The sequence below is a fragment of the Streptomyces sp. NPDC058295 genome, from assembly GCF_042880655.1.
GTDB lineage: Bacteria > Actinomycetota > Actinomycetes > Streptomycetales > Streptomycetaceae > Streptomyces > Streptomyces coriariae.
In genome coordinates this window covers 51,245-75,430 of record NZ_JBHVYO010000036.1, presented here as the reverse complement: position 1 = coordinate 75,430, position 24,186 = coordinate 51,245, and the positions used below count along the sequence as shown (strand labels likewise).

22 protein-coding genes are annotated in these 24,186 nt (G+C 71.2%); 10 read left to right on the top strand and 12 right to left on the bottom strand.

Annotation, left to right across the window (positions count from 1 at the left end):
- Window positions 1–40: 40 nt before the first annotated feature.
- Window positions 41–2,563, bottom strand: coding sequence for an FHA domain-containing protein (locus ACFVYS_RS31700; protein ID WP_389507625.1), 2,523 nt, complete (start codon window positions 2,561–2,563; stop codon window positions 41–43).
- A gap of 246 nt (window positions 2,564–2,809) precedes the next feature.
- Here ACFVYS_RS31700 and ACFVYS_RS31695 point away from each other — a divergent pair, with 246 nt between their 5' ends.
- Both ACFVYS_RS31695 and serB read left to right on the top strand, forming a co-directional pair.
- On the top strand, window positions 2,810–4,756 hold the full coding sequence (locus ACFVYS_RS31695) for a streptophobe family protein (RefSeq protein ID WP_389507623.1): 1,947 nt from the start codon (window positions 2,810–2,812) through the stop codon (window positions 4,754–4,756).
- A 141-nt stretch (window positions 4,757–4,897) separates the two neighbouring features.
- Window positions 4,898–6,112, top strand: coding sequence for a phosphoserine phosphatase SerB (gene serB, locus ACFVYS_RS31690; RefSeq protein ID WP_389507621.1), 1,215 nt, complete (start codon window positions 4,898–4,900; stop codon window positions 6,110–6,112).
- A gap of 117 nt (window positions 6,113–6,229) precedes the next feature.
- Here the strand turns inward: serB and ACFVYS_RS31685 are convergent, their stop codons facing one another.
- The 4 genes from ACFVYS_RS31685 to ACFVYS_RS31670 form a co-directional block, all read right to left on the bottom strand.
- A complete protein-coding gene (locus ACFVYS_RS31685; RefSeq protein ID WP_389507619.1) occupies window positions 6,230–6,748 on the bottom strand; it encodes a SixA phosphatase family protein in 519 nt (172 codons plus the stop codon).
- Window positions 6,749–6,827: 79 nt separating this feature from the next.
- On the bottom strand, window positions 6,828–7,034 hold the full coding sequence (locus ACFVYS_RS31680; protein ID WP_020130396.1) for a hypothetical protein: 207 nt from the start codon (window positions 7,032–7,034) through the stop codon (window positions 6,828–6,830).
- 263 nt (window positions 7,035–7,297) lie between these two features.
- Window positions 7,298–7,414 carry an SGM_5486 family transporter-associated protein gene (locus ACFVYS_RS31675; RefSeq protein WP_351764595.1) on the bottom strand — a complete coding sequence of 39 codons (117 nt, stop codon included), beginning with the start codon at window positions 7,412–7,414 and terminating at the stop codon, window positions 7,298–7,300.
- Window positions 7,415–7,457: 43 nt separating this feature from the next.
- Window positions 7,458–8,795: a CynX/NimT family MFS transporter gene (locus ACFVYS_RS31670; protein WP_389507617.1), complete on the bottom strand. Its 1,338-nt coding sequence runs from the start codon at window positions 8,793–8,795 to the stop codon at window positions 7,458–7,460.
- Between the two features lie 70 nt (window positions 8,796–8,865).
- On the opposite strand from ACFVYS_RS31670, the gene ACFVYS_RS31665 reads away from it, so the two are divergent.
- Window positions 8,866–9,555: a FadR/GntR family transcriptional regulator gene (locus ACFVYS_RS31665; RefSeq protein ID WP_389507615.1), complete on the top strand. Its 690-nt coding sequence runs from the start codon at window positions 8,866–8,868 to the stop codon at window positions 9,553–9,555.
- Here ACFVYS_RS31665 and ACFVYS_RS31660 read toward each other — a convergent pair.
- The 3 genes from ACFVYS_RS31660 to fabG form a co-directional block, all read right to left on the bottom strand.
- Window positions 9,536–9,889: a hypothetical protein gene (locus ACFVYS_RS31660; protein WP_389507613.1), complete on the bottom strand. Its 354-nt coding sequence runs from the start codon at window positions 9,887–9,889 to the stop codon at window positions 9,536–9,538. The genes ACFVYS_RS31665 and ACFVYS_RS31660 overlap by 20 nt on opposite strands.
- A gap of 164 nt (window positions 9,890–10,053) precedes the next feature.
- Complete coding sequence (fabI, locus tag ACFVYS_RS31655) at window positions 10,054–10,821, bottom strand: enoyl-ACP reductase FabI (RefSeq protein WP_142269636.1); 768 nt, start codon at window positions 10,819–10,821, stop codon at window positions 10,054–10,056.
- 5 nt (window positions 10,822–10,826) lie between these two features.
- On the bottom strand, window positions 10,827–11,531 hold the full coding sequence (fabG, locus tag ACFVYS_RS31650) for a 3-oxoacyl-[acyl-carrier-protein] reductase (protein ID WP_020130402.1): 705 nt from the start codon (window positions 11,529–11,531) through the stop codon (window positions 10,827–10,829).
- Between the two features lie 243 nt (window positions 11,532–11,774).
- Between fabG and ACFVYS_RS31645 the strand changes: the two genes are divergently transcribed.
- The 3 genes from ACFVYS_RS31645 (at window position 11,775) to tyrS (ending at window position 16,034) form a co-directional block, all read left to right on the top strand.
- The gene (locus ACFVYS_RS31645) at window positions 11,775–13,298 is read left to right on the top strand and encodes a TldD/PmbA family protein (protein ID WP_389507611.1); all 1,524 of its coding nucleotides are present in this window, start codon (window positions 11,775–11,777) and stop codon (window positions 13,296–13,298) included.
- The gene (locus ACFVYS_RS31640; RefSeq protein ID WP_389507609.1) at window positions 13,295–14,698 is read left to right on the top strand and encodes a metallopeptidase TldD-related protein; all 1,404 of its coding nucleotides are present in this window, start codon (window positions 13,295–13,297) and stop codon (window positions 14,696–14,698) included. The genes ACFVYS_RS31645 and ACFVYS_RS31640 overlap by 4 nt, the downstream gene beginning before the upstream one ends.
- A gap of 67 nt (window positions 14,699–14,765) precedes the next feature.
- Complete coding sequence (tyrS, locus tag ACFVYS_RS31635; RefSeq protein ID WP_389507607.1) at window positions 14,766–16,034, top strand: tyrosine--tRNA ligase; 1,269 nt, start codon at window positions 14,766–14,768, stop codon at window positions 16,032–16,034.
- A 138-nt stretch (window positions 16,035–16,172) separates the two neighbouring features.
- Here the strand turns inward: tyrS and ACFVYS_RS31630 are convergent, their stop codons facing one another.
- Window positions 16,173–16,451, bottom strand: a complete 279-nt coding sequence (locus ACFVYS_RS31630) for a GlsB/YeaQ/YmgE family stress response membrane protein (RefSeq protein ID WP_062649882.1) — start codon at window positions 16,449–16,451, stop codon at window positions 16,173–16,175.
- A 246-nt stretch (window positions 16,452–16,697) separates the two neighbouring features.
- On the opposite strand from ACFVYS_RS31630, the gene ACFVYS_RS31625 reads away from it, so the two are divergent.
- A complete protein-coding gene (locus ACFVYS_RS31625) occupies window positions 16,698–17,105 on the top strand; it encodes a DUF3099 domain-containing protein (protein WP_389507605.1) in 408 nt (135 codons plus the stop codon).
- Between the two features lie 197 nt (window positions 17,106–17,302).
- A complete protein-coding gene (locus ACFVYS_RS31620; protein WP_389507603.1) occupies window positions 17,303–17,521 on the top strand; it encodes a hypothetical protein in 219 nt (72 codons plus the stop codon).
- On the opposite strand, the gene moaA is transcribed toward ACFVYS_RS31620, so the two are convergent.
- The 3 genes from moaA to ACFVYS_RS31605 form a co-directional block, all read right to left on the bottom strand.
- Entirely contained in the window at window positions 17,518–18,507 is a 990-nt protein-coding gene (moaA, locus tag ACFVYS_RS31615) for a GTP 3',8-cyclase MoaA (RefSeq protein WP_389507601.1), read from the bottom strand. The two genes, ACFVYS_RS31620 and moaA, sit on opposite strands and share 4 nt — an antisense overlap.
- 169 nt (window positions 18,508–18,676) lie before the next feature.
- Window positions 18,677–20,302 (bottom strand): cation acetate symporter, encoded by a 1,626-nt coding sequence (locus ACFVYS_RS31610; RefSeq protein ID WP_389507600.1) that lies wholly within the window; start codon window positions 20,300–20,302, stop codon window positions 18,677–18,679.
- Entirely contained in the window at window positions 20,299–20,655 is a 357-nt protein-coding gene (locus tag ACFVYS_RS31605) for a DUF485 domain-containing protein (protein WP_389507599.1), read from the bottom strand. The genes ACFVYS_RS31610 and ACFVYS_RS31605 overlap by 4 nt, the downstream gene beginning before the upstream one ends.
- Window positions 20,656–20,969: 314 nt before the next feature.
- Here ACFVYS_RS31605 and ACFVYS_RS31600 point away from each other — a divergent pair, with 314 nt between their 5' ends.
- Together ACFVYS_RS31600 and ACFVYS_RS31595 are read left to right on the top strand one after the other, a co-directional pair.
- Window positions 20,970–22,499 carry a S8 family serine peptidase gene (locus ACFVYS_RS31600; RefSeq protein WP_389507597.1) on the top strand — a complete coding sequence of 510 codons (1,530 nt, stop codon included), beginning with the start codon at window positions 20,970–20,972 and terminating at the stop codon, window positions 22,497–22,499.
- 166 nt (window positions 22,500–22,665) lie between these two features.
- The gene (locus ACFVYS_RS31595; RefSeq protein ID WP_389507596.1) at window positions 22,666–24,144 is read left to right on the top strand and encodes a CoA transferase; all 1,479 of its coding nucleotides are present in this window, start codon (window positions 22,666–22,668) and stop codon (window positions 24,142–24,144) included.
- Window positions 24,145–24,186 lie beyond the last annotated feature (42 nt).

Below are 24,186 nucleotides of genomic sequence, written 5' to 3'. Positions count from 1 at the left end.
CGTACCGGGGGTGCCGCCCATCGGCGTGCTACGGCGACGACTACTTGCGCATGACCTCGGGCTCGTGGCGGCGCAGGAAGCGGGCCACGAAGAAGCCGCAGATCACGCCGAGGACGATCAGCGCGGCCATGTCCAGGCCCCAGGCGCCGACGGTGTGCTCCCACAGCGGGTCCGTCTCACCGCCGTCCTTGGGCGGGCTGATCTTGTTGAAGTCCAGCGTGGCACCCGCGGCGGCGACCGCCCAGCGCGAGGGCATCAGATACGAGAACTCGTTGACGCCGACCGCGCCGTTCAGGGTGAACAGACAGCCGGTGAACACGACCTGGATGATCGCGAACATGACCAGCAGCGGCATGGTCTTCTCGGCCGTCTTCACCAGCGACGAGATGACCAGGCCGAACATCATCGAGGTGAAGCCCAGCGCCATGATCGGGATGGAGAGCTCGACCATGGTGGCGCTGCCGAGGACCAGGCCCTCGGTGGGGATCTCCCGGCTCGCGAAGCCGATCACGCCGACCAGCAGGCCCTGGAGCACGGTGACCACGCCGAGCACGAACACCTTCGACATCAGGTACGCGGACCGGGACAGACCGGTGGCGCGTTCCCGCTCGTAGATGACGCGTTCCTTGATGAGCTCGCGGACCGAGTTGGCCGCGCCCGCGAAGCAGGCACCTACCGCGAGGATCAGCAGGACCGTGGTGGCCGTGCCGTTGGGGATGATCCGGCCGGTCTTCGGGTTGACCGGGTTGGGCAGCAGACTGTTCCCGGAGTCGATCAGCAGGCTCACCGCGCCGAGGACGGCCGGCAGGATCACCGTCAGGGCCAGGAAGCCCTTGTCGGAGGCGATCACCGAGACGTAGCGGCGCACCAGTGTGACGAACTGGGACATCCAGCCCTGCGGCTTCGGCGGCTTCATCGCCTGCATCGGCGGCATCTGTACGGACTGCGGCGCGATGGCGTCGATGTCCGCGGCGTACATCTGGTAGTGCTGCGAGCCCTTCCAGCGGCCCGCCCAGTCGTAGTCGCGGTAGTTCTCGAAGGCGGAGAAGACGTCGGCCCAGGTGTCGTAGCCGAAGAAGTTCAGCGCCTCCTCGGGCGGGCCGAAGTAGGCGACGGCACCGCCCGGCGCCATCACGAGCAGCTTGTCGCAGATCGCGAGTTCGGCCACCGAGTGCGTGACCACCAGGACCGTGCGGCCGTCGTCGGCGAGGCCGCGCAGCAGCTGCATGACATCGCGGTCCATGCCCGGGTCGAGGCCGGAGGTCGGCTCGTCCAGGAAGATCAGCGACGGCTTGGTGAGCAGCTCCAGGGCCACCGAGACGCGCTTGCGCTGGCCACCGGAGAGGGAGGTGATCTTCTTCTCTTTGTGGATGTCGAGCTTGAGCTCGCGCAGCACCTCGTCGATGCGGGCGTCACGCTCGGCGCCCGTGGTGTCGGCGGGGAAGCGGAGCTTGGCCGCGTACTTGAGGGCCCTCTTGACGGTCAGTTCCTTGTGCAGGATGTCGTCCTGCGGGACCAGACCGATGCGCTGGCGCAGCTCGGCGAACTGCTTGTACAGGTTCCGGTTGTCGTAGAGGACGTCGCCCTGGTTGGCCGGGCGGTAGCCCGTCAGCGCCTTGAGCAGCGTCGACTTGCCGGAACCCGACGGTCCGATGACCGCGATCAGGGACTTCTCCGGGACGCCGAAGGAGACGTCCTTGAGGATCTGCTTGCCGCCGTCGACCGTGACGGTCAGATGGCGGGCCGAGAAGGAGACCTCACCGGTGTCGACGAACTCCTCGAGCCGGTCGCCGACGATCCGGAACGTCGAGTGGCCGACGCCCACGATGTCGGTGGGCCCCAGCTGGACCGAGCCGCCCTTGGGGATCGGCTGGCCGTTGACGTAGGTGCCGTTGTGCGAGCCGAGGTCGCGGATCTCCATGCGGCCGTCGGGCGTCGAGTGGAACTCGGCGTGGTTCCGCGAGACCTGGAGGTCGGAGACGACCAGCTCGTTCTCCAGGGCACGGCCGATGCGCATCACACGGCCGAGGGAGAACTGGTGGAAGGTGGTCGGGCTGCGGTCTCCGTAGACCGGCGGCGCCCCCGCGCCTCCACCGGGCACATTCTGCGCGTACGGCTCGCTCGGCCCCTGCTGCTGCGGGACGTGCGGCGCGCCCTGCTGCGGCGGCTGCCATCCGGCCTGCGGTGCCTGCTGCGGCGGGGCCTGCTGGGCCCAGCCCGGGTTCGCGGCCTGCGCGGCGTACGGCTGCTGGGGCTGCGCTGCGGGCGCCTGCGCGCCCGAGAGGTTCACGCGCGGCCCGTCGGTCGCGTTGCCCAGGTGCAGCGCCGAGCCGGGGCCGATCTCCAGCTGATGGATCCGCTGCCCCTGCGCGAACGTGCCGTTGGTGCTCCCGTGGTCCTCGACGACCCAACTGCGCCCGTTGAAGCTGACCGTGGCGTGACGCCAGGAGACCCTGGCGTCGTCGAGGACGATGTCTCCCTGCGGATCACGTCCGAGGGTGTATGGCCTGGACGGGTCCAGCGTCCAGGTGCGTCCGTTCAATTCCAGTACGAGTTCCGGCACTCCAGCCCCACTGAGTTGTCCCCCGAGTTAGCCCCATCAACGGGGAGTCTAGGGATGTCGAACATCGGGGGGAACTATTTCAGTAGCGGCCCCCTGACCGAAAGTCGGGCCTTGTGAAGAGCGTGCGCGAGCGTATCGGCCGTTCCCGTTGACGGGGTTGAAACCGGGCCGGAGAGTGGTAAAGGCACGCGAGGGGGACGGAAGCGGCGATCTTCGCCGCTGCGCGCCGCGGATCGGGGGGTCTGCATGAGTGCCGGTACGGGTGTCGAAGGCAGTGGGGGCGCGGCGCGCGGCAGGGGCGTGCCGTGGATCGACGTGCTGCTGGCCGCCGTCGCTGCGGTGAGCTGGGCGTTGATCGGGATGGCCGGGACGGCGGCGCTGGGGCTGCACCTCCTGGAGGCGGACTCCGCGGGCTCGTTGGGCCCGATGACGGCCGCGGTGGTGGCCCTGGCCGCCGGGGGCTCGGTGACTCCGTCCGGCGATGTGTCCGCTTTCGGGCTCACGGGCGCGGAGGCGAACACGGCCATCGAGATCACGCCATTGGGGGTGAGCCTGGTGGGCGCGCTGCTGCTGTCGTGGTTCTTCCTGCGGTCCCTGCGGGCGGCGGGAGTTGTGATCGCTCCGGCCGAACTCCTGGCGCGCGTCGGATCGGTGGTCGCGTTGTACGTGGCGATGCTCGGCGGACTGGTCTGGGCGGGGCACGACGTCATCACGCTCGACGGGGGCGCGCTGGGGCTGGACGACCTGCCCGGCGGCGGGGGCGGTGGCGGGGGCGGCCTGGAGATCCCCGGTCTCGGGGACATCGGCGGGCTGCTGCCCGACCGGCTCGGCGACCTCGTCGACGCGAAGGCCGCGGTCGGCTTCACCGTCGACACGGCGCCCACGCTGCTCGGCGGCCTCGGCTGGTCCCTCGGCATCCTGCTGATCGCGCTGCTGGCCTCGCGCCGCACGCCGCTGCCGGGCGGCTGGGAGGCGGTCCACCGGGTGGTGCGTCCGGCGGTGTCCGCCGTCGTGACCGTGCTGCTGGTGGCCGTGGCGGCCGGGTTCGCCGCGGCGGCGTACGCGGCGATCGGCGACGACCATCCCCGGCGGATCGCGGGGGCGGCGCTGCTCGGCGCGCCGAACGGGGTCTGGCTGGGCATCCCGATCGGCCTGTTCGTCCCCTGGGACGGACGGGCGACGGGCGCGCTGACGAGCGTCCTCCCGGACCCGCTGGACGATCTGCTGGGCGCCGGCACCGAGCAGTCGGTGACGCTGGGCCGCCTCGCGGAGCTGGACGGACGGGTGTGGCTGCTGGGCGTGGCGGCGGCGCTGATGATGCTGCTGGCGGGGGTGCTGACGGCGGTGCGGACGCCGGTGGGGCCGGTGGGGCCGGTCGGGTTCTCGCCGGCCGCGAGGGCAGGGGCCGGATCCGGGGGCCGGGGCGGGCGCGGGGCGGGTGCGCTCGGGTTCGCCGGGCGTTGTGCCGTGCGGTCGGGGGCGGCGACCGCCGTGGCGTTGCCCTTGATCGCCTGGTTGACGAACGTGTCCGTGGACGCCTCGCTCTCCGTACTGGGGTTCGACGCCTTCGGGGCCGGGATCGAGCTGCACGGGCACCTAGGGGCAGCCTTGCTGCTGGGTGCCGGGTGGGGCGCGGGGGCCGGGGCCGCCGGTGCGCTGCTGGCGTGGGCCAGTGGCGCGGCGGGGCGGCGGGCGGCGCCACTGGCACGGAGTGACCCGAGGGGCACCGCGGGCCCCGGCGAGGCAGGTGGGCCTTCGGGGTACCCGGACGACCGGGCCGGGCCGTACGCGCCGGGTGCGTCCTCGTACCGGCCGCCGAATCCGGCGACCAATCCCTATCTGCGGGTTCCGGAGGAGTTGCGGGAGTCGCGGGACGCGGAACCGCAGCGGGTTCGGCCCGATCGGGCCAGGGGGGACGGCAGCGGGCAGTCGAGGCCCTACGAGAGCTCCCGCCGGACCGAGCCCCCCTCGGGCGACGGGCGGCCGCCTGCCGGTCCGCCGGGGGCGGACGACGTCTACGGCGCTCCGACGGTGGTCCGGCCGATGGGGCCGTCTCCCCGCGTACCGCGCCGGCCTCCCGGGCCGCGGCCCGGTGAGCGGCCGCAACCCGGACCGGAGGAGGGTCAGCCGCCGCCTCCGCCCCCTCCTCCCGCTCCTCCGAGGGGCCCCAGGACGCCCGGCGGACCGCGGTGAGGGGCCGGGGCCGGAACACCCGCGGAACGCCCGCAGCCGACTGTTGTGGAGCGTGCCACCTCGCCGACATCCACTGTTCCCCGTCCGTCAGGCGGACCTCGGCGGCGCGCGGCACTGGGTGCCGGATACGGTGGGTACACCATGAGCGCTTTGCAGACTTCGTCCTCTGACGTCCCCACGCTCCTTGTCAAGATCTTCGGCAAGGACAGGCCGGGCATCACGGCCGGCCTTTTCGACACCCTCGCCGCCTTCTCCGTCGACGTGGTCGACATCGAGCAGGTCGTCACCCGAGGCCGGATGGTGCTGTGCGCGCTCGTGACCGAGCCGCCGACCGGCTTCGAGGGGGAACTGCGGTCCACGGTCCACAGCTGGGCCGAGTCGATGAAGATGCAGGCCGAGATCATCTCCGGCATCGGTGACAACCGGCCGCGCGGCCTCGGCCGGTCACTGGTCACCGTGCTCGGGCACCCGCTCACCGCGGAGGCCACGGCGGCGGTGGCCGCGAAGATCACGAAGGCCGGCGGGAACATCGACCGGATCTTCCGGCTCGCCAAGTACCCCGTCACCGCCGTCGAGTTCGCCGTCTCGGGCGTAAAGACCGCGCCCCTGCGCACCGCGCTGGTCACGGGTGCGGCGGCGCTGGGGGTGGACGTCGCGGTGGTGGACGCGGGCCTGTACCGGCGGGCCCAGCGGCTCGTCGTGATGGACGTCGACTCCACCCTGATCCAGGACGAGGTGATCGAGCTCTTCGCCGCGCACGCCGGCTGCGAGGAGGAGGTCGCCGAGGTGACGGCGGCCGCGATGCGTGGTGAGCTCGACTTCGAGCAGTCACTGCACGCGCGCGTGGCGCTGCTGGCGGGACTGGACGCGTCGGTCGTGGACAAGGTGCGCGCCGAGGTCCGGCTGACGCCGGGTGCGCGCACGCTGATCCGGACGCTGAAGCGGCTCGGATACCAGGTGGGGGTCGTCTCCGGCGGCTTCACCCAGGTCACCGACGATCTTCAGGAGCGGCTCGGGCTGGACTTCGCGCAGGCCAACACGCTGGAGATCGTCGACGGCAGGCTGACGGGCCGGGTCACCGGCGAGATCGTGGACCGTGCGGGCAAGGCGCGGCTGCTGCGCCGGTTCGCCGCGGCGGCGGGCGTACCGCTCTCCCAGACCGTGGCGATCGGCGACGGCGCCAACGACCTCGACATGCTCAACGCGGCCGGTCTCGGAGTCGCCTTCAACGCGAAGCCGGTGGTGCGCGAGGCGGCGCACACGGCGGTGAACGTGCCGTTCCTGGACACCGTCCTGTACCTGCTGGGCATCACCCGTGAAGAGGTCGAGGCCGCGGAGACGCACGACGAGCAGTAGCCCCGCGCGGGCGTGGCAAGGACGCGGGGGCGGCGGCGCGCGGACGCACGGGCGTCCCGACGGACGGCGAGGGCCCGGCACCATCGCGGTGCCGGGCCCTCGCGCGTGCCGGATGGGTCACTCGGAGGGCGCCCAGTAGTCGAGCAGCGTGCCCACGCCGGGCTCCAGGGACTTCCAGGGGCCGTCGAAGGAGACGACGGCGAAGGCGGCGGCCGGGAACCCGCGGCGGCGCATCCGCTCGCCGGCGTCGCCGTCGCTGCGGCCGGAGAGGATGTCGGCGAGACCCTGGATGCCCGGGTTGTGGCCGATCAGGACGACGTCACGCACGTCGTCGGGTGTTTCGTTGAGCAGGGCGATCAGCTCACCGGGCGAGGCCTCGTAGATCCGCTCCTCGTAGACGGTTTTCGGCCGCCGCGGGAACTCATGGACGGCGAGCTTCCACGTCTCGCGTGTGCGGGTCGCGGTGGAGCAGACGGCCAGGTCGATGGGGATACCGCTGTCGACCAGCTTGCGTCCGGCGATGGCGGCGTCCTTACGGCCCCGCTCAGCGAGCGGACGCTCATGGTCGGTCACCTGCGGCCAGTCGGCTTTCGCATGGCGGAAGAGGACGATCCTGCGGGGTTCTGCGACGCTCATGGGTCCCAGCTTCGCATGAAACAGGCCATGGGGCGCAGGGAGTTGACATGCGGCTTCACCAGCGGTCCTGAGCTCCGCCCTAGCGGGTGACCAGCTGTTGCACGCGCTCGACGAGGTGGGTGATCGCCGGGTCGCCGGTGGCCGCGTGGGCGTCGGCGGGGTTGAGTATCAGCACCAGCAGGGTGATGAAGGCGAGCGTCGGGAGGGCGAGGGCCCACCAGGGCAGCCAGGTGTCGACGCCGCCCGAGGTGGCCGGGTGAGGCCGGGTGTGCGTAGGGGCCGACATGGGTGCCTCCGCTGTCTTCGAGTGGTCCGTGGACCTTGGCAGGTGATCCGCGTCCTGCGGCCACACCTCGAAGTTACGGAATCGGCGGCCCTCAACCCATCCGGTGATCCACCCACTTGACCCTGACCCTCACCCCCTAGGGGACAGGGGGGTTAACCCCACCCCGGACGCTCGGACGGGATCACGGCAGGGCCGACGCAGCGGTCGTCACGGCTGGGTGGTCACCGCCGGTTCGTCACGACCGGGTCGTCACGGCCGGGCCGTCAGGGCGAGGCGATGGTCGCGATGACGGCGATGACGACGAAGATGGCGAAGAACGCGCCGAAGACGATCAGCATCTTCTTCTGGCCGTTCTGGGGGTTCGGGTCGAGCACTGGCATACGGCAAGTCTCGCACCCCGGGTCCCCGGCGGTGTTCCGGGGGTCAGCGGGCGGCTTCCTCCTCCACCGTGCGGTCCCGGCCGGCCAGGACGCCCACCACCGTCTGCGGGACCATCAGGGCCGCCATGAGCGCGAGGGGCAGGCCCCAGCCGCCGCTGTGCTGGTACAGCACCCCCACCAGGAGCGGGCCGGGGATGGAGATCAGATAGCCGGTGCTCTGCGCGAACGCCGACAGCTGAGCCACCCCCGCGCCGGTCCTGGCCCGCATCCCGACCATCGTGAGGGCCAGCGGGAAGGCGCAGTTGGCGATGCCGAGCAGCAGGGCCCAGGCCCAGGCGCCGCCGGCCGGCGCGAGGTACAGGCCGGCGTATCCGACGAGGCCGCAGCCGCCGAGCGCGAGCACGATCGGGCCCTGGCGCGGCAGCCGGGTGGCGACGCGCGGGATGACGAAGGCCAGCGGCACGCCCATCGCCATCGTCACGGCGAGGAGCAGCCCGGCCGTGCTCGCGGGCACCCCGGCGTCCCGGAAGATCTGCGGCATCCAGCCCATGGTGATGTACGCGGCGGTGGCCTGGAGGCCGAAGAAGACGGCGAGCGCCCAGGCGGTACGGCTGCGGGTGATGCGCAGCGGGGCGGCCGACGGCTGCGGCACGCGCGCGTGGGCCTGCGCGGCGGGCCGCGGTCCCCGCTCCCCCTGCGGACGCCCGCCGCCCGGTGCCGTCCCGCGGTCCCGTGCGAGCGGCAGCCAGGGCAGGACGGCCGCCGCCGCCAGGCCCGCCCAGAGCGCCAGGCCGGTCTGCCAACTGCCGCCCAGCGCCTCGGTCATGGGCACGGTGATCGCGGCGGCGGCGGAGGTGCCGAGGGCGAGGGCCATCGAGTACAGGCCGGTCATGGTGCCGACCCGGTCGGGGAAGTGACGCTTGACGATCACCGGCATCAGGACGTTGCTGACGGCGATGCCCATGAGGGCGAGGGCACTGGCGGCGAGGAACCCCGCCGTGCCGCCCGCGTAGGGGCGCAGGAGGAGCCCCGCCGTGATGGCGACCATGCCGGCGCACACCACCGCTCCCGGCCCGAAGCGGCGGGCCAGACGGGGTGCCATGACACCGAAGACGGCGAAGCAGAGCGGGGGCACGGAGGTGAGGAGCCCGGCCGCGCTGCCGCTCATGCCGAGCCCGTCGCGCACCTCTTCGAGGAGGGCGCCGAGGCTCGTGATGGCGGGCCGGAGGTTGAGGGCGGCCAGCACGATGCCGGCGACGAGCAGCCACGTGCCCCGGTCCCACGCGCGGAGGGCCGTTCGCGGGGGATTGCCCGCTGCCTGGGTGCGGGTGGGCGGGGGTGTCGTCGTCCGGGTCTGCTCGCTAGCCATGCCGACCATCATAGAATCATAGGATGATTGGTTGTCCATGCCCGGGTTCCCCTCGGCCGCCCCACCCGTGCGAAGGTGTGCCATGCCCCTGAGCCATCCCCGCCGCTCGGCGCTGTCCGAACAGGTCATCGCCGCGCTGCGCACCCAGATCACCTCGGGCGAGTGGCCGGTCGGCGCGCGCATCCCCACGGAGCCCGAACTGGTCGAACAGCTGGGCGTCGCCCGCAACACGGTCCGCGAGGCCGTCCGGGCGCTCGCGCACAACGGTCTGCTGGACATCCGGCAGGGCTCGGGCACCTACGTCGTGGCGACCAGCGAACTGGCGGGCGTGATGCACCGCCGGTTCGCCGACGCCGACCCCGGGCACATCGCCGAGCTGCGCGCCACGCTGGAGTCGAGCGCGGCGAAGCTGGCGGCCGAACGGCGCACGGAGAAGGACCTCAAGCAGCTGGACGCGCTCCTCCTGCGGCGTGAGGAGGCCTGGGACTCGGGCGACGCGGAGGCGTTCGTGACGGCGGACTCGACCTTCCACCTGGCGGTGGTGGCGGCCTCCCACAACGACGTCATGAGCGCGATGTACGCGGACCTCGGCGAGGTGCTGCGGGACTGGCTGCGCGAGGACGTCGGCGAGGAGCTGACGCCGGAGACGTACATGGACCACACGCGACTCGTGGACGCGATCCGCGCGGGCGACGCGGAGGCCGCCGCCGTCGAGGCGGCCAGCTACCCCCTGCTGTGCCGGCCCGGCCGGTTCACAGCTTCTGGTGGCTGACCCAGGCCGAGCGGACCTCCTTCCAGCAGCGGCCGGTGAGCCGTACGGTCTGAGCGGGGCCCGCGTCGGAGGGGCTGCCGTCGGTGTCGAGATCCCACCAGCGGTCGCACTCGACGTGCAGACGGACGCGGTCGGTGTCGGCGTAGGGGTTGTGGCAGTAGGCGACGACCCGGGAGCCGCGGACCTCGGTGCGGCACTCCGCGCCGAACGGCTCCTCGGGTGCGGCGGTGGCCTGCCGGGCCGGCACGCGCGCGTGGGGCAACGCGTCGTACGGCAGCGACAGGACGAGACAGACGGCGACGGTCACTGGGGCCAGGCTGCGAGACAGGCGCACAAGGGGACCTCCTCGGCCGTGCTGGGGAGGAAAGCGCGGTAAGGAACCCGCACTTCAGAGTGCCTTGCCGGGGCACTCACCCGCCTGGCCGGATGAGCCGAACGGGTGACGCCCCGCTCCCCACGCGCGGGCGGGGGAACGGGGCGTCGACGGCGTGTCGGTGATCAGGCTCCGATGGCGTGCAGGCCACCGTCGACGTGCACGATCTCGCCCGTGGTCTTCGGGAACCAGTCGCTCAGCAGGGCGACCACACCGCGGCCGGCCGGGCCGGGGTCGTTGAGGTCCCACTCCAGCGGGGCGCGGTCGTCCCACACCGAGGCCAGCTCGGAGAAGCCCGGGATGGACTTGGCCGCCATGGAACCGATGGGGCCGGCGGACACCAGGTTGCAGCGGATGTTCTGCTTGCCCAGGTCACGCGCCATGTAGCGGCTGGTGGCCTCCAGGGCCGCCTTGGCGGGGCCCATCCAGTCGTACTGCGGCCAGGCGAACGAGGCGTCGAAGGTGAGGCCGACGACCGAGCCGCCGTTCTGCATCAGCGGCAGACAGGCCATGGTGAGCGACTTCAGGGAGAACGCCGAGACGTGCATGGCCGTGGCGACCGACTCGAACGGCGTGTTGAGGAAGTTGCCGCCCATGGCGTCCTGCGGCGCGAAGCCGATGGAGTGCACGACGCCGTCGAGACCGCCGAGCTCCTCGCCGACGATGTCGGCCAGCCGGCCGAGGTGCTCGTCGTTCGTCACGTCGAGCTCGATGACCTTGGTGGGCTTCGGCAGCTTCTTGGCGATGCGCTCGGTCAGCGTGGGCCGCGGGAACGCGGTCAGGATGATCTCGGCACCCTGCTCCTGGGCCAGCTTGGCGGTGTGGAAGGCGATGGAGGACTCCAGCAGCACGCCGGTGATCAGGACGCGCTTGCCCTCGAGAATTCCGCTCATGGTGATCAGTGACCCATTCCCAGTCCGCCGTCAACGGGAATGACGGCTCCAGTGATGTACGAGGCGTCGTCCGAGGCGAGGAACCGCACCGTCGCGGCGATCTCCTCCGGCTGCGCGTACCGGCCGAGCGGGACCTGCGAGACGATGCCCGCGCGCTGCTCGTCGGTGAGCACCTTGGTCATGTCGGTGTCGACGAAGCCGGGCGCGACGACGTTGAAGGTGATGTTGCGCGATCCCAGCTCACGGGCGAGGGAACGCGCGAAGCCGACCAGGGCGGCCTTGGAGGCGGCGTAGTTCGCCTGCCCGGCGGAGCCGAGCAGTCCCACGACCGAGGAGATCAGGACGACACGGCCCTTCTTGGCGCGCAGCATGGCGCGGTTCGCGCGCTTGACCACGCGGAAGGTGCCGGTGAGGTTGGTGTCGATGACCGAGGTGAAGTCCTCCTCGGACATGCGCATCAGGAGCTGGTCCTTGGTGACGCCGGCGTTGGCGATCAGAACCTCCACGGGGCCGTGCTCGGCCTCGATCTCCTTGTAGGCCTGCTCCACCTGCTCGGAGTCGGTGATGTCGCACTTGACCGCGAAGAAGCCGGCCGGTGGCTCGCCCGAGCGGTACGTGATCGCGACCTTGTCGCCGGCATCGGCGAACGCGCGGGCGATGGCGAGGCCGATGCCCCGGTTTCCTCCGGTGACGAGAACCGAGCGGCTCAACGGATCACCCTTTCGATAGGGGTCTGACGCACCCGCCCGAACACGGAACGGCAGGTGGCTTCCCTCGAAACCTATCGGTCTGCCTCGTCCGACGGACATTCGGGCACCGACAGTGGCTCACCGGACTGACTGTGGGGTCTCTACAGAAAGTTTGCGGAAGCGGGGCGGAAACGTGTGGTCCGGGGCCGCCGGGCGCGACATGATCGAGGCCTTCACTCGTGACGACACCAGGGAGAGACGTAGGTGCCCCACAGCATCGATGAAAGTTTCACGGCCCTACCCCTACGCGCCCTCGCCGACGCCGCTCTCGCACGCGCGCGTGCGCTGGGGGCGGAGCACGCGGACTTCCGGTTCGAGCGGGTGCGCAGCGCGTCCTGGCGGTTGCGGGACGCCAAGCCCTCCGGGTCCTCCGACACGACCGACCTCGGGTACGCGGTGCGCGTGGTGCACGGCGGCACGTGGGGGTTCGCGTCCGGCGTGGATCTCACGATGGACGCCGCGGCCCGGGTCGCCTCGCAGGCCGTGGCGATGGCCAAGCTGTCCGCGCAGGTGATCAAGGCGGCCGGTTCGGACGAGAGGGTCGAACTGGCCGACGAGCCGGTACACGCCGACAGGACGTGGATCTCGTCCTACGAGATCGACCCGTTCACCGTCGCGGACGAGGAGAAGGCGGCGCTGCTCGCGGACTGGAGCGCGCGGCTGCTGGCGGCGAACGGGATCAACCACGTGGACGCCTCGCTGCTCACCGTCCACGAGAACAAGTTCTACGCCGACACGGCCGGGACGGTGACCACCCAGCAGCGGGTGCGGCTGCACCCGGCGCTGACCGCGGTGTCGGTCGACGAGTCGAGCGGCGAGTTCGACTCGATGCGCACGATCGCGCCGCCCGCCGGACGCGGCTGGGAGTACCTCACGGGCACCGGGTGGGACTGGGACGACGAACTCGACCGGATCCCGGAGCTGCTCGCCGAGAAGATGCGGGCGCCGAGCGTGGAGCCGGGACTGTACGACCTGGTCGTCGATCCGTCGAACCTGTGGCTGACCATCCACGAGTCCATCGGGCACGCCACTGAGCTGGACCGGGCCCTCGGCTACGAGGCCGCCTACGCCGGCACCTCCTTCGCCACCTTCGACCAGCTCGGCAAGCTGCGCTACGGCTCGGACCTGATGAACGTCACGGGTGACCGCACCGCCGAGCACGGCCTGGCGACCGTCGGCTACGACGACGAGGGCGTCGAGGGCCAGTCCTGGGACCTCGTGAAGGACGGCACACTCGTCGGCTACCAGCTGGACCGGCGGATCGCGAAGCTGACCGGGTTCGACCGGTCCAACGGGTGCGCCTTCGCCGACTCCCCCGGTCATGTCCCGGTGCAGCGCATGGCCAACGTGTCGTTGCGGCCGGATCCGGCCGGGATGTCGACCGAGGGTCTCATCGGCAGCGTCGACCGGGGTATCTACGTCGTGGGCGACCGGTCCTGGTCCATCGACATGCAGCGCTACAACTTCCAGTTCACCGGGCAGCGGTTCTTCCGGATCGAGAACGGGCGGATCACCGGCCAGCTGCGGGACGTGGCCTACCAGGCGACGACCACCGACTTCTGGGGGTCGATGGCGGCGGTCGGCGGCCCGCAGACGTACGTCCTCGGCGGCGCCTTCAACTGCGGCAAGGCCCAGCCGGGCCAGGTCGCGGCGGTGTCGCACGGCTGCCCGTCGGCCCTCTTCAAGGGCGTCAACATTCTGAACACCACGCAGGAGGCCGGTCGATGAGCGCGGGCACCAACAAGGCGCAGCAGCCGCACGAGATCGTCGAGCGCGCCCTCGAACTGTCGAGGGCCGACGGCTGTGTCGTGATCGCCGACGAACAGTCGACGGCCAACCTGCGCTGGGCCGGCAACGCGCTCACGACCAACGGCGTCACGCGCGGGCGCACGCTCACCGTGATCGCCACGGTCGACGGCAAAGAGGGCACCGCCTCCGGTGTCGTCTCGCGGGCCGCCGTCACCAAGGACGAGCTGGAGCCCCTGGTCCGCGCCGCCGAGGCCGCCGCGCGGGGCGCGGCCCCGGCCGAGGACGCGCAGCCGCTGGTCGGCGGCGTGGCGCGGTCCCCCGAGTTCACCGAGGCGCCCGCGGAGACCTCGTCGGCGGTGTTCGCCGACTTCGCGCCCGCCCTGGGTGAGGCGTTCGCACGCGCGCGTGCGGGCGGCCGCGAGCTGTACGGGTTCGCCAACCACGAGCTCGTCTCGACGTACCTGGGCACGTCGACCGGGCTGCGGCTGCGGCACGACCAGCCGAACGGGACGCTGGAACTCAACGCCAAGTCCCCGGACCGGACCCGCTCGGCGTGGGCCGGGCGCTCGACCCGGGACTTCAAGGACGTCGACCCGGCGGCGCTCGACGCCGAGCTGGCCGTCCGGCTGGGCTGGGCGGAGCGGCGGATCGAGCTGCCCGCCGGGCGGTACGAGACGCTGCTGCCGCCGACCGCGGTGGCCGACCTGATGATCTACCAGCTGTGGTCGGCGTCCGGCCGGGACGCGACCGAGGGCCGTACGGTGTTCTCCCAGCCCGGCGGCGGCACCCGGCTCGGGGAGAAGCTGTCCGACCTGCCGCTGACCCTGCGCAGCGACCCGAACGAGCGGGGCCTGGAGTCGCCGCCCTTCGTCATCGCGCACTCCTCCGGCGGCGACCAGTCGGTCTTCGACAACGGCCTGCCCGTGCGGCCCACCGAGTGGATCTCCGCGGGCGAGCTGAAGCGCCTGACGACCACCCGGCACAGCGCGGCCCTGACCGGCCTGCCGGTGGCGCCCGGGGCCGACAACCTGATCCTGGACGGCGGCGAGGACCGCTCCCTGGAGGAGATGGTCGCGGCCACCGGACGCGGGCTGCTGCTGACCTGCCTGTGGTACATCCGCGAGGTCGACCCGGCGACGCTGCTCCTCACCGGTCTGACCCGGGACGGCGTCTACCTGGTGGAGAACGGCGAGGTCGTCGGCGAGGTGAACAACTTCCGCTTCAACGAGTCGCCGGTCGGCCTGCTGGGGCGGGCGACGGAGGCGGGGCGCACGGAAAAGACGCTGCCCCGGGAGTGGAGCGACTGGTTCACTAGGGCTGCGATGCCCGCGCTGAGGGTGCCGGACTTCAATATGAGCTCTGTCAGTCAGGGCGTATAACCTCGTAGCCGGTGGTCGCTCGACCGCCCGGACACAGCCTGAAGATCATCAAGGAGATACGAGAACCGTGACGGACATCGTCGACGAACTGCAGTGGCGCGGGCTGATCGCCCTCTCCACTGACGAGGACGCATTGCGCAAGGCGTTCGCGGACGGTCCCGTCACGTTCTATTGCGGCTTCGACCCGACCGCGCCCAGCCTGCACCTCGGCAACCTCGTGCAGATCCTGACGATGCGCAGGATCCAGCAGGCGGGCAACCGTCCGCTGGGTCTGGTCGGGGGCGCCACCGGGCTGATCGGCGACCCGAAGCCCACCGCGGAGCGGACGCTGAACTCGCCCGAGGTCGTCGCCCAGTGGGTCGAGCGGCTGCGCGCGCAGATCGCGCCGCTGCTCGACTTCGACGGCCCGCACGCGGCGGTCATGGTCAACAACCTGGACTGGACGCAGGGCCTGTCGGCCATCGAGTTCCTGCGGGACGTCGGCAAGCACTTCCGCGTCAACAAGATGATCGCCAAGGAGGCCGTCTCCCGGCGGCTCAACTCCGAGGCGGGCATCGGCTACACCGAGTTCAGCTACCAGATCCTCCAGGGGATGGACTTCCTGGAGCTGTACCGGCGGCACGGCTGCACTCTGCAGACCGGCGGCAGCGACCAGTGGGGCAACCTCACCTCGGGCACCGACCTGATCCACCGGGTGGAGTCCGACGCCGTGGTGCACGCGCTGGCCACCCCGCTGATCACCAAGGCGGACGGCACCAAGTTCGGCAAGACGGAGTCCGGCACGATCTGGCTCGACCCCGAGATGACCACGCCGTACGCCTTCTACCAGTTCTGGCTGAACGCGGACGACCGGGACGTGTCGAAGTTCCTGCGTATCTTCAGCTTCAGGTCCCATGCCGAGATCGAGGAGCTGGAGCGGCAGACCGAGGAGCGTCCGCAGGCCCGGGCCGCTCAGCGCGCGCTGGCCGAGGAGCTGACGACGCTGGTGCACGGCGCCGACCAGACGGCCGCCGTGGTCGCCGCGTCCAAGGCCCTCTTCGGCCAGGGCGAGCTCGGCGAGCTCGACGACCGGACGCTGGCCGCGGCCCTCTCCGAGGTGCCGCACATCCAGGTCGCCGAGCTCGGACCGGTCGTGGACCTGTTCGCCGAGGTCGGCCTGGTCGCCAGCAAGTCCGCCGCGCGGCGGACCGTGAAGGAGGGCGGGGCCTACGTGAACAACGTCAAGGTCACCGCGGAGGACGCCGTCCCGTCGAAGGACGAACTCATCCACGGGCGGTGGCTGGTGCTGCGGCGCGGGAAGAAGAACCTGGCCGCCGTCGAGGTCACCGACGTCTGATCGCCGCGCTTCCCCTCTGCGGGTCGCGCGTAGGGGGTGCGCCGTAAAAGGGGCGCCGCAGGGGTGCGGGTTTCTGCCGGCCGCGGCTTTCGTCGTGGCTCGTCGCGCAGTCGCCCGCGCCCCCGTGGGGCGCGTCGGTCACGTCCGCTGCTTGCGCTTGCCCAGCGTCGCCATGTAGAGCATGTCGCCCAGGGCGACGATGATGATCGCGGCGATCAGCTGGAACAGATGGCGACTCCAGTCGATGCCGGACGTCTCCTCGACCCCTGCCGCGCGGGCGATCGCGTTGCCGACGATCGCGCCCAGCATGCCGAAAATGGTGGTCAGCCAGAGCGGGCTGTGCTGCTTGCCCGGGAGGATCGCCTTCGCGATCAGGCCCAGCACGAATCCCACGATGATCGCCCACAACCAGCCCATGGCTGCCTCCTTGTACGGCTCTACGTGAGCATTGCACCCAAGTCTCGGTCCGCTCGCCGTACGGCGCATGTCGGGTACGGCCATACGCGGCACGGCGCAGAACGTTCGCCCGGGCGGCGGGTGACCCGGTCTCGAAGGCGGCGCAGTCGCGGCGTAACGTGGACGGTGTCCGGGCCCGGCCCCCCGATCGGGTGCGGGCCGGAGAGGGGCCGGGGCAAGGCCGATGCGGGCGGACGGTGGAATGTGATGCGGAAGCAGGGTGGCGGCGGCAACGTCCAGGTGTTCCGGATCACCGGTGCGCGCCAAGGACTCCAGGACGACGTGCGGGGCCGGCAACGGCGGTACATCATCTCGATGTCGATCCGTACGCTGTCGGTGATCCTCGCGGCGACCTTGTGGAACGTGGAACGCCATGTGGCGATCGTGGCGTTGGTCCTGGGGGTGGTGCTCCCCTATATCTCGGTGGTGATCGCCAACGCGGGGCGGGAGAACGTGCCTTCGCTCCCCTCCACTTTCCTGACCGCGCCGGTGCGAACCATGATCGCTCCGCCGCGGGCCGACGGTGAATCCGTGGGCTCGGTGCCGGAAGAGGAGGGCTTCGCGGAATCCCTCCGCAAGGAACCGGAGCCCGATCCGGCTGAGCGTCAGCCGTGAACAGGCCATGAGCGGACCGTGCTCAAAGCTCAGGAAAAGCTCAGATCAATCATGTTGTTCCAGTGCCGTGCGGACCGTGAGCCATGACATACTTCGTACGCGCTCCGCATCCCCCGTCGGAGCGACGGACCGACGCCGGGCAGCTCCCCCCGTGGCTGCTCGGCGTCGCCTTTGTGTGCGTGTGGTGAGACAAATCTGTGAGTGACGAGACCCCGATCTGTTCTGCCAAGGGCTGCCGTGTCGACGCGGTGTGGGTACTGGCGTGGAACAACCCGAAGCTGCACACGCCGGAGCGGCGCAAGACGTGGCTCGCGTGCGAGGAGCACCGGGAGCATCTGTCGCAGTTCCTCGGCGTCCGGGGCTTTCTCAAGGACGTCGTCCTGCTGACCGAGTGGGTGTCCCCGGAGGCTTCCTAGCCGCCGATCGCCGACATCGGCCTGTCCGGCTGGAGGAACGTCGGGTCGTCCAGGCCCGAGCCCGCCTTCTTGCCCCACATCGCCAGTCGCCAGATCCGGGCTATCTCCTCGTCGGGTGCGCCGGAGCGCAGGGCCGCTCGCAGGTCCGTCTCCTCGCGGGCGAAGAGGCAGGTGCGGACCTGGCCGTCGGCCGTGAGGCGGGTGCGGTCGCAGGCGGCGCAGAACGGGCGGGTGACGGAGGCGATGACGCCCACGCGGTGCGGGCCGCCGTCCACCAGCCAGCGTTCGGCCGGGGCGGAGCCGCGCTCCCCCTCGCCCTCGGCGGTGAGGTCGAAGCGGGTGCGCAGGGAGGCCAGGATGTCGCCGGCCGTGACCATGCCCTCGCGCTTCCAGCCGTGCTGGGCGTCCAGCGGCATCTGCTCGATGAAACGCAGCTCGTAGTCGTGCTCGACGGCCCAGGCGAGGAGGTCGGGGGCCTCGTCCTCGTTCAGGCCGGGCATCAGGACCGAGTTGACCTTCACCGGGGTCAGGCCTGCCTCGCGGGCGGCTTCGAGACCTTCGAGCACGTGCTGGTGACGGTCCCTGCGGGTGAGGGTCTTGAAGACGTCGGGCCGCAGGGTGTCGAGGGAGACGTTGACCCGGTCCAGGCCCGCCGCCTTCAGGGCCGTGGCGGTGCGGCGCAGGCCGATGCCGTTCGTCGTGAGGGACATCTGGGGCCGGGGTGTCAGGGCCGCGACCCGCTCGACGATGCCGACCAGACCCGGGCGCAGCAGGGGCTCGCCTCCGGTGAAGCGGACCTCCTCGATGCCGAGCGTGGAGACCGCTATGCCGATCAGACGGACGATTTCGTCGTCGTCGAGCAGATCGGGCTTGGCCAGCCACTGCAGGCCCTCCTCGGGCATGCAGTACGTACAGCGCAGGTTGCACCGGTCGGTCAGCGAGACCCTCAGGTCGGTGGCCACTCGGCCGTAGGTGTCGATGAGCACGTGGGCCCCCTCCCTCGTAGCGATCGCGTGTTCTTCTCCGTCACGTGCGAGCCTACGTGACACCGGTGACAACGACAGTGCCCGATCCCACGAGATCCCAGGGAGCGGAACGCGGCCGCGTCGTAGGGATCTACGACGCGGCCGCGGGAGAGGGACCGTCAGCGGTTGTTCAGTGGGCTCCGGTGCCGGTCAGCGAGCGGACCTCCAGTTCGGCGTACTTGCCCTTGTCGGGCTCCTCCTTCGACAGCAGGGTGCCTACGACGCCCAGCAGGAAGCCGACCGGGATCGAGATGATGCCGGGGTTCTCCAGCGGGAACCAGTGGAAGTCGACGTCCGGGAACATCGAGGTGGGCTTGCCCGAGACGACCGGCGAGAACAGCACCAGGCCGACGGCGGTGACCAGGCCCCCGTAGATCGACCACAGGGCTCCGGAGGTGGTGAACCGCTTCCAGAAGAGGCTGTAGAGGATCGTCGGGAGGTTGGCGGAGGCGGCGACCGCGAAGGCGAGGGCGACCAGGCCGGCGACGTTCAGGTCGCGGGCGAGGGCGCCCAGGAGGATGGAGACGGCGCCGATGCCGACGGTGGCGTAGCGGGCCGCGGTCATCTCCTGCTTCTCGGTGGCCGTACCCCTCTTGATGACGTTGGCGTAAATGTCGTGGGCGAACGAGGAGGACGAGGCCAGGGTCAGGCCGGCGACGACCGCGAGGATGGTGGCGAAGGCGACCGCCGAGATGGTGGCCAGCAGGATCGCGCCCCAGTTGGAGTCGACGCCGCCGAGATGGAGGGCGAGCAGGGGCGCCGCGGTGTTGCCTGCCTTGTTGGAGGCGGTGATCTCGTCCGGCTTGATCAGCGCGGCGGCGCCGAAGCCGAGGGCGAGGGTCATCAGGTAGAAGGCGCCGATCAGGCCGATGGCCCAGAGGACCGACTTACGGGCGGCCTTGGCGGTGGGCACGGTGTAGAAGCGGATCAGGATGTGCGGCAGGCCCGCGGTGCCCAGGACCAGGGCGATGCCGAGCGAGATGAAGTCCAGTTTGGTGGTGCCGGTGGCGCCGTACTTCAGGCCGGGCTCCAGGAAGGCCGCGCCCTTGCCGCTGTTGTCGGCGGCCGAGCCCAGCAGGTCGGAGAGGTTGAAGTCGAACTTCAGCAGGACCAGGAAGGTGAGCAGGAGGGCGCCGGCGATGAGCAGCACCGCCTTGACCATCTGGACCCAGGTGGTGCCCTTCATGCCGCCGATCGTCACGTAGACGATCATCAGCACGCCGACCAGCGCGACGATGCCGACCTTGCCGCTGTCGCTGGTGATGCCCAGCAGCAGGGAGACCAGGACGCCCGCGCCCGCCATCTGGGCCAGCAGGTAGAAGATCGACACCACGATGGTGGAGGTGCCGGCCGCCGTGCGGACCGGCCGCTGGCGCATGCGGTACGCCAGGACGTCGCCCATCGTGTAGCGGCCGGAGTTGCGCAGCGGCTCGGCGACCAGGAGGAGGGCGACCAGCCAGGCGACCAGGAAGCCGATGGAGTACAGGAAGCCGTCGTAGCCGAAGAGGGCGATGGCGCCCGCGATGCCGAGGAAGGAGGCGGCGGACATGTAGTCGCCGGAGACGGCGAGTCCGTTCTGGAAGCCGGTGAACTGGCGGCCGCCGGCGTAGAAGTCGGCGGCGTCCTTGGTCTGGCGGCCGGCCCAGACGGTGATGACGAGGGTCGCGGCGACGAACACCGAGAACAGGATGATGATCAGCGTGCGGTGCTCGCTGGCCTCGCCTGCGGCGAGCAGGGTGTGCTGTGCGGGGCTCATGCTCCGCCCTCCATCCGGGACTTGATGGCCTCGGCCTTGGGGTCGAACCGTGCGGCGGCGGTCCGCGCGTACCACCAGGCGATGAGGAAGGTGGTGAGGAACTGGGCGAGGCCGAGGGCCATGGCCACGTTGAAGTTGCCGAAGAGCTTGGTGCCCATGAAGTCGCCCGCGTAGTTGGACAGCAGGACGTACAGCAGGTACCAGGCGATGAAGGCGACCGTCAGCGGGAAGGCGAAGCTGCGGTAGGAGCTGCGCAGTTCACCGAACTCCGCGCTCTCCTGCACCGCGACGAACTCCTCGGTGGACGGGAGTTGGGCTGGGGATTTCGAGGGGGGCGGTGTCTCGGTGGCCACGAAGTCTCCTCGTTGCGGATGCGGGTCGGACGGCGAAAGGAGGCGAGTGTCCTCTCGCTCCCTGCCCAAGGTCACGGCGCCGCACAAGGACGGGTTCAACGCGTCGGGCGGGTTTGTCTAAGTGGCCTTCGGCAGGTCATGACCAACGAGCGTGGGCCGCGTCAGGTCATGGGTCGGCAAACTCGCCGCCTGGAAATCATTGCTGGCCGGTGAGTCAGGGAGATAGCTTCGGGCAAGCACCACCCGTCATGTACCTGCCCAGGCAGCCACCTGCGCTTGGGTCAGGTCCCGTTTCCGGATGATGTGGAGACCCCATGGCTCATCTGCCTTCCAGACGCCGCCTCGCGCTCGCGGTGCCCGTCGTGCTGTCGCTGACCGCCTCCCTCGGCTTCCTGCCGACGGCGGCCTCCGCGGCACCCGTCACGACTTCCGCCACCCAGACGGCCGACGCCGGAACCCTGGCGTACGTCGTCAACACCAAGGTGGACCACCGCACGATCGGGTCGGTGAAGAAGGCGATCGCCGCGGCCGGCGGCACCGTCGTCGCGGCGTACGAGAAGATCGGCGTCCTCGTCGTCCATTCGGCGAACCCCGACTTCGGGCCGAAGATACGCGCGGTGCGCGGCGTGCAGTCGGCGGGTGCGACCCGTACCGCGCCGCTGAGCGCCGCGGGGACCACCGACGAGGGGGCCGCGCAGGTCCTCTCCAAGGCGGAGGCCGCGAAGATCGAGAAGGCGTCCGACGCGGCGGGCCAGAGCGAGCCGCTCGAGGCCGACCAGTGGGACCTGCGCGCGATCGGCGCCGACAAGGCCGCCGGGATCAACCCGGGCAGCAAGAAGGTCACGGTCGCCGTGATCGACACCGGCGTCGACGACACCCACCCGGACCTCGCGCCGAACTTCTCCGCGTCCCAGTCGGCGAACTGCGTCGGCGGCGTCGCGGACACCAGCGAGGGCGCCTGGCGCCCCTACACCGCGGACGACTACCACGGCACCCATGTCGCGGGTGAGATCGCCGCGGCCCGCAACGGCATCGGCGTGGCGGGCGTCGCGCCCGGCGTGAAGGTCGCCGGCATCAAGGTGAGCGACCCCAAGGACGGCCTCTTCTACCCGGAGAACGTCGTCTGCGCCTTCGTGTTCGCCGCCGACCACGGCGTCGAGGTCACGAACAACAGCTACTACGTGGACCCGTGGCTGTACAACTGCATGGACGACCCCGACCAGAAGGCGATCGTCGACGCGGTCAACAGGGCCCAGCTGTACGCCCAGAAGAAGGGCACGCTCAACGTCGCCTCGGCGGGCAACTCCAACCACGACCTGGACTCCGACTCCCTGGTCGACGCCTCGAGCCCGGACGACTCCACGCCGGTCGAGCGGACCGTCGACCCGCACGAGTGCTTCGACGTCCCGACCCAGCTGCCGGGTGTCGTCACGGTGAGCGCGACGGGCGTCAAGGGCACCAAGTCGTACTACTCCACGTACGGCCTGGGTGCGATCGACGTCGCGGCTCCGGGCGGCGACAAGTACCAGATCCCGGACACCCCGTCCGCCAACGGCCGCATCCTGTCGACGCTGCCGAACAACACGTACGGCTTCCTCCAGGGCACTTCGATGGCGTCCCCGCACGTCGCCGGTGTGGCCGCGCTGCTGAAGTCGACCCACCCGCACGCGAGCCCGGCCCAGCTCCAGGCGCTGCTCAAGCTCCAGGCCGACAGCACGGCGTGCCCGACCGAGCCGTACGACGGCGACGGCAACGGGGTCGTGGACGCGACCTGCGTGGGCGGCAAGCGCCTCAACGGCTTCTTCGGCTTCGGCGTCGTGAACGCGCTGCGTGCCGTGAAGTAGTCGCCTGACAGGCGGTCGGAGGGCCGGGCGGACATCCGCCCGGCCCTTCGTGCGTGTGCGCGGGCGTGCAGACCTGCGGGGGGGGCGGGGGTGATGCATGACATGCGTCTCCCGCCGTACATCCGCGACGCATATGTTGATTGAATCAATAATGCATAGTGCAGTCATGACTGGAATCACGTTTGCCTGGTCGGAGCTGGGCGGCGATCCCGCCCTCCTCGCGCGCGTGTCGACCGTCGTCCGGGAGGACGCCCTGCAGGCGCGTCTTCCCGTGCGGGAGCTGGCGCGCGCCTGTGTGGGCGTGTGCGCGCTGGCCGGCGCCGAACTGGGGGCGCGGCGGGCCGGCCTCCCGGAGGTGCCCGAGGTGCGGGTGGACGACGCGGCGGTGGCCACCGCGTTCGCCGGCGAGCGGCACCTGCTGGTCGACGGGCGGCCGCCGGTCGCCTTCGCCCCGCTGTCCCGGTTCTGGCGGACGGCCGACGGATGGGTGCGCACCCACGCCAACTATCCGCACCACCGCGCGCGGTTGCTCAGGGCACTGGCGCTGCCGGAGAGCGCCGACGCGGCCGCCGTCGAGGCGTCGCTCGCGGAACGCTCCGCCCTGGAGGTGGAGAACACGGTGTACGCGGCCGGAGGTCTGGCCGTCGCGTCGCGCACGCCCGAGGAGTGGGCGGCGCAGGATCAGGCGGTCATGATCGCCGCGCGCCCCCTGGTGGAGCGGGGCCGGTCGGACGAGGCGCGCGTGCGTACGTTCGCGCCGCTGGAGGGCGGCCCGCTGCTGCCCGCCGCCGGACTGCGCGTCCTGGACCTGACCCGGGTCCTGGCCGGGCCGGTCGCCACCCGCACCCTCGCCCTGCTGGGCGCGGACGTCCTGCGGGTCGACGCACCCCAGCTGCCCGAGCTGCCCGACCAGCACGCCGACACGGGCTTCGGCAAGCGCTCGACGCTGCTGGACCTGACGACGGACCGGCGCACCTTCGAGGACTTGCTCGCGACGGCGGACGTCGTGGTCACCGGCTACCGGCCGGGCGCCCTGGACCGGTTCGGACTCTCCCCGGAGGCGCTGGCCGAGCGTCGGCCCGGGCTGGTCGTGGCGCAGGTGTCGGCGTGGGGCGCGTACGGGCCGTGGGGCGGGCGGCGCGGCTTCGACAGCCTGGTCCAGGTGGCCACCGGCATCGCGACCGTCGAGGGCTCCGCCGGGCGGCCGGGCGCACTGCCCGCGCAGGCCCTCGACCACGGCACCGGTTATCTGCTGGCGGCGGCCGTGCTGCGGGCGCTGACCGAGCAGTCGTACGACGGCGGCAGCCGGTTCGTACGGCCGGCGCTGGCCCGGACCGCGGCATGGCTCACCGAGGGAGCCCGGACGAAAGAGAGCGAGGCCGTCCACGGCGGGGGCGTCGGGCACGGGGACGTCCGACGGGAGGGCGTCCGGATGGACGAAGGGGAGGGCAAAGGGATGGCCAAGGCGCAGGAACGGCAGGTGAGCGGGGGCGGGAGCGTCGACCCCGGCCACTGGCTCGCGGAGACCGACAGCCCTCTCGGGCGGCTGCGCCACGCCCTTCCGCCGGTGTCGTTCGACGGTGGGCCGGGCGACTGGGCACGGCCGCCGGGACCTTGGGGGGCCGATCCGGCGCGCTGGCTCTGAGCCCCCGGACGACCGACTCCCGCGTCGGCACCGGACCCACCT

What these genes read in the sequence shown, in the direction of transcription:
- fabI (WP_142269636.1), bottom strand. Translation starts at nt 10,821, where the DNA reads ATGAGCGGAATTCTCGAGGGCAAGCGCGTCCTGATCACCGGCGTGCTG.
- ACFVYS_RS31665 (WP_389507615.1), top strand. Translation starts at nt 8,866, where the DNA reads ATGCCCCTGAGCCATCCCCGCCGCTCGGCGCTGTCCGAACAGGTCATC.
- ACFVYS_RS31610 (WP_389507600.1), bottom strand. Translation starts at nt 20,302, where the DNA reads ATGAGCCCCGCACAGCACACCCTGCTCGCCGCAGGCGAGGCCAGCGAG.
- ACFVYS_RS31695 (WP_389507623.1), top strand. Translation starts at nt 2,810, where the DNA reads ATGAGTGCCGGTACGGGTGTCGAAGGCAGTGGGGGCGCGGCGCGCGGC.
- ACFVYS_RS31685 (WP_389507619.1), bottom strand. Translation starts at nt 6,748, where the DNA reads ATGAGCGTCGCAGAACCCCGCAGGATCGTCCTCTTCCGCCATGCGAAA.
- ACFVYS_RS31675 (WP_351764595.1), bottom strand. Translation starts at nt 7,414, where the DNA reads ATGCCAGTGCTCGACCCGAACCCCCAGAACGGCCAGAAGAAGATGCTG.
- ACFVYS_RS31670 (WP_389507617.1), bottom strand. Translation starts at nt 8,795, where the DNA reads ATGATGGTCGGCATGGCTAGCGAGCAGACCCGGACGACGACACCCCCG.
- ACFVYS_RS31640 (WP_389507609.1), top strand. Translation starts at nt 13,295, where the DNA reads ATGAGCGCGGGCACCAACAAGGCGCAGCAGCCGCACGAGATCGTCGAG.
- ACFVYS_RS31625 (WP_389507605.1), top strand. Translation starts at nt 16,698, where the DNA reads ATGCGGAAGCAGGGTGGCGGCGGCAACGTCCAGGTGTTCCGGATCACC.
- ACFVYS_RS31595 (WP_389507596.1), top strand. Translation starts at nt 22,666, where the DNA reads ATGACTGGAATCACGTTTGCCTGGTCGGAGCTGGGCGGCGATCCCGCC.
- ACFVYS_RS31680 (WP_020130396.1), bottom strand. Translation starts at nt 7,034, where the DNA reads ATGTCGGCCCCTACGCACACCCGGCCTCACCCGGCCACCTCGGGCGGC.
- serB (WP_389507621.1), top strand. Translation starts at nt 4,898, where the DNA reads ATGAGCGCTTTGCAGACTTCGTCCTCTGACGTCCCCACGCTCCTTGTC.
- ACFVYS_RS31600 (WP_389507597.1), top strand. Translation starts at nt 20,970, where the DNA reads ATGGCTCATCTGCCTTCCAGACGCCGCCTCGCGCTCGCGGTGCCCGTC.
- ACFVYS_RS31630 (WP_062649882.1), bottom strand. Translation starts at nt 16,451, where the DNA reads ATGGGCTGGTTGTGGGCGATCATCGTGGGATTCGTGCTGGGCCTGATC.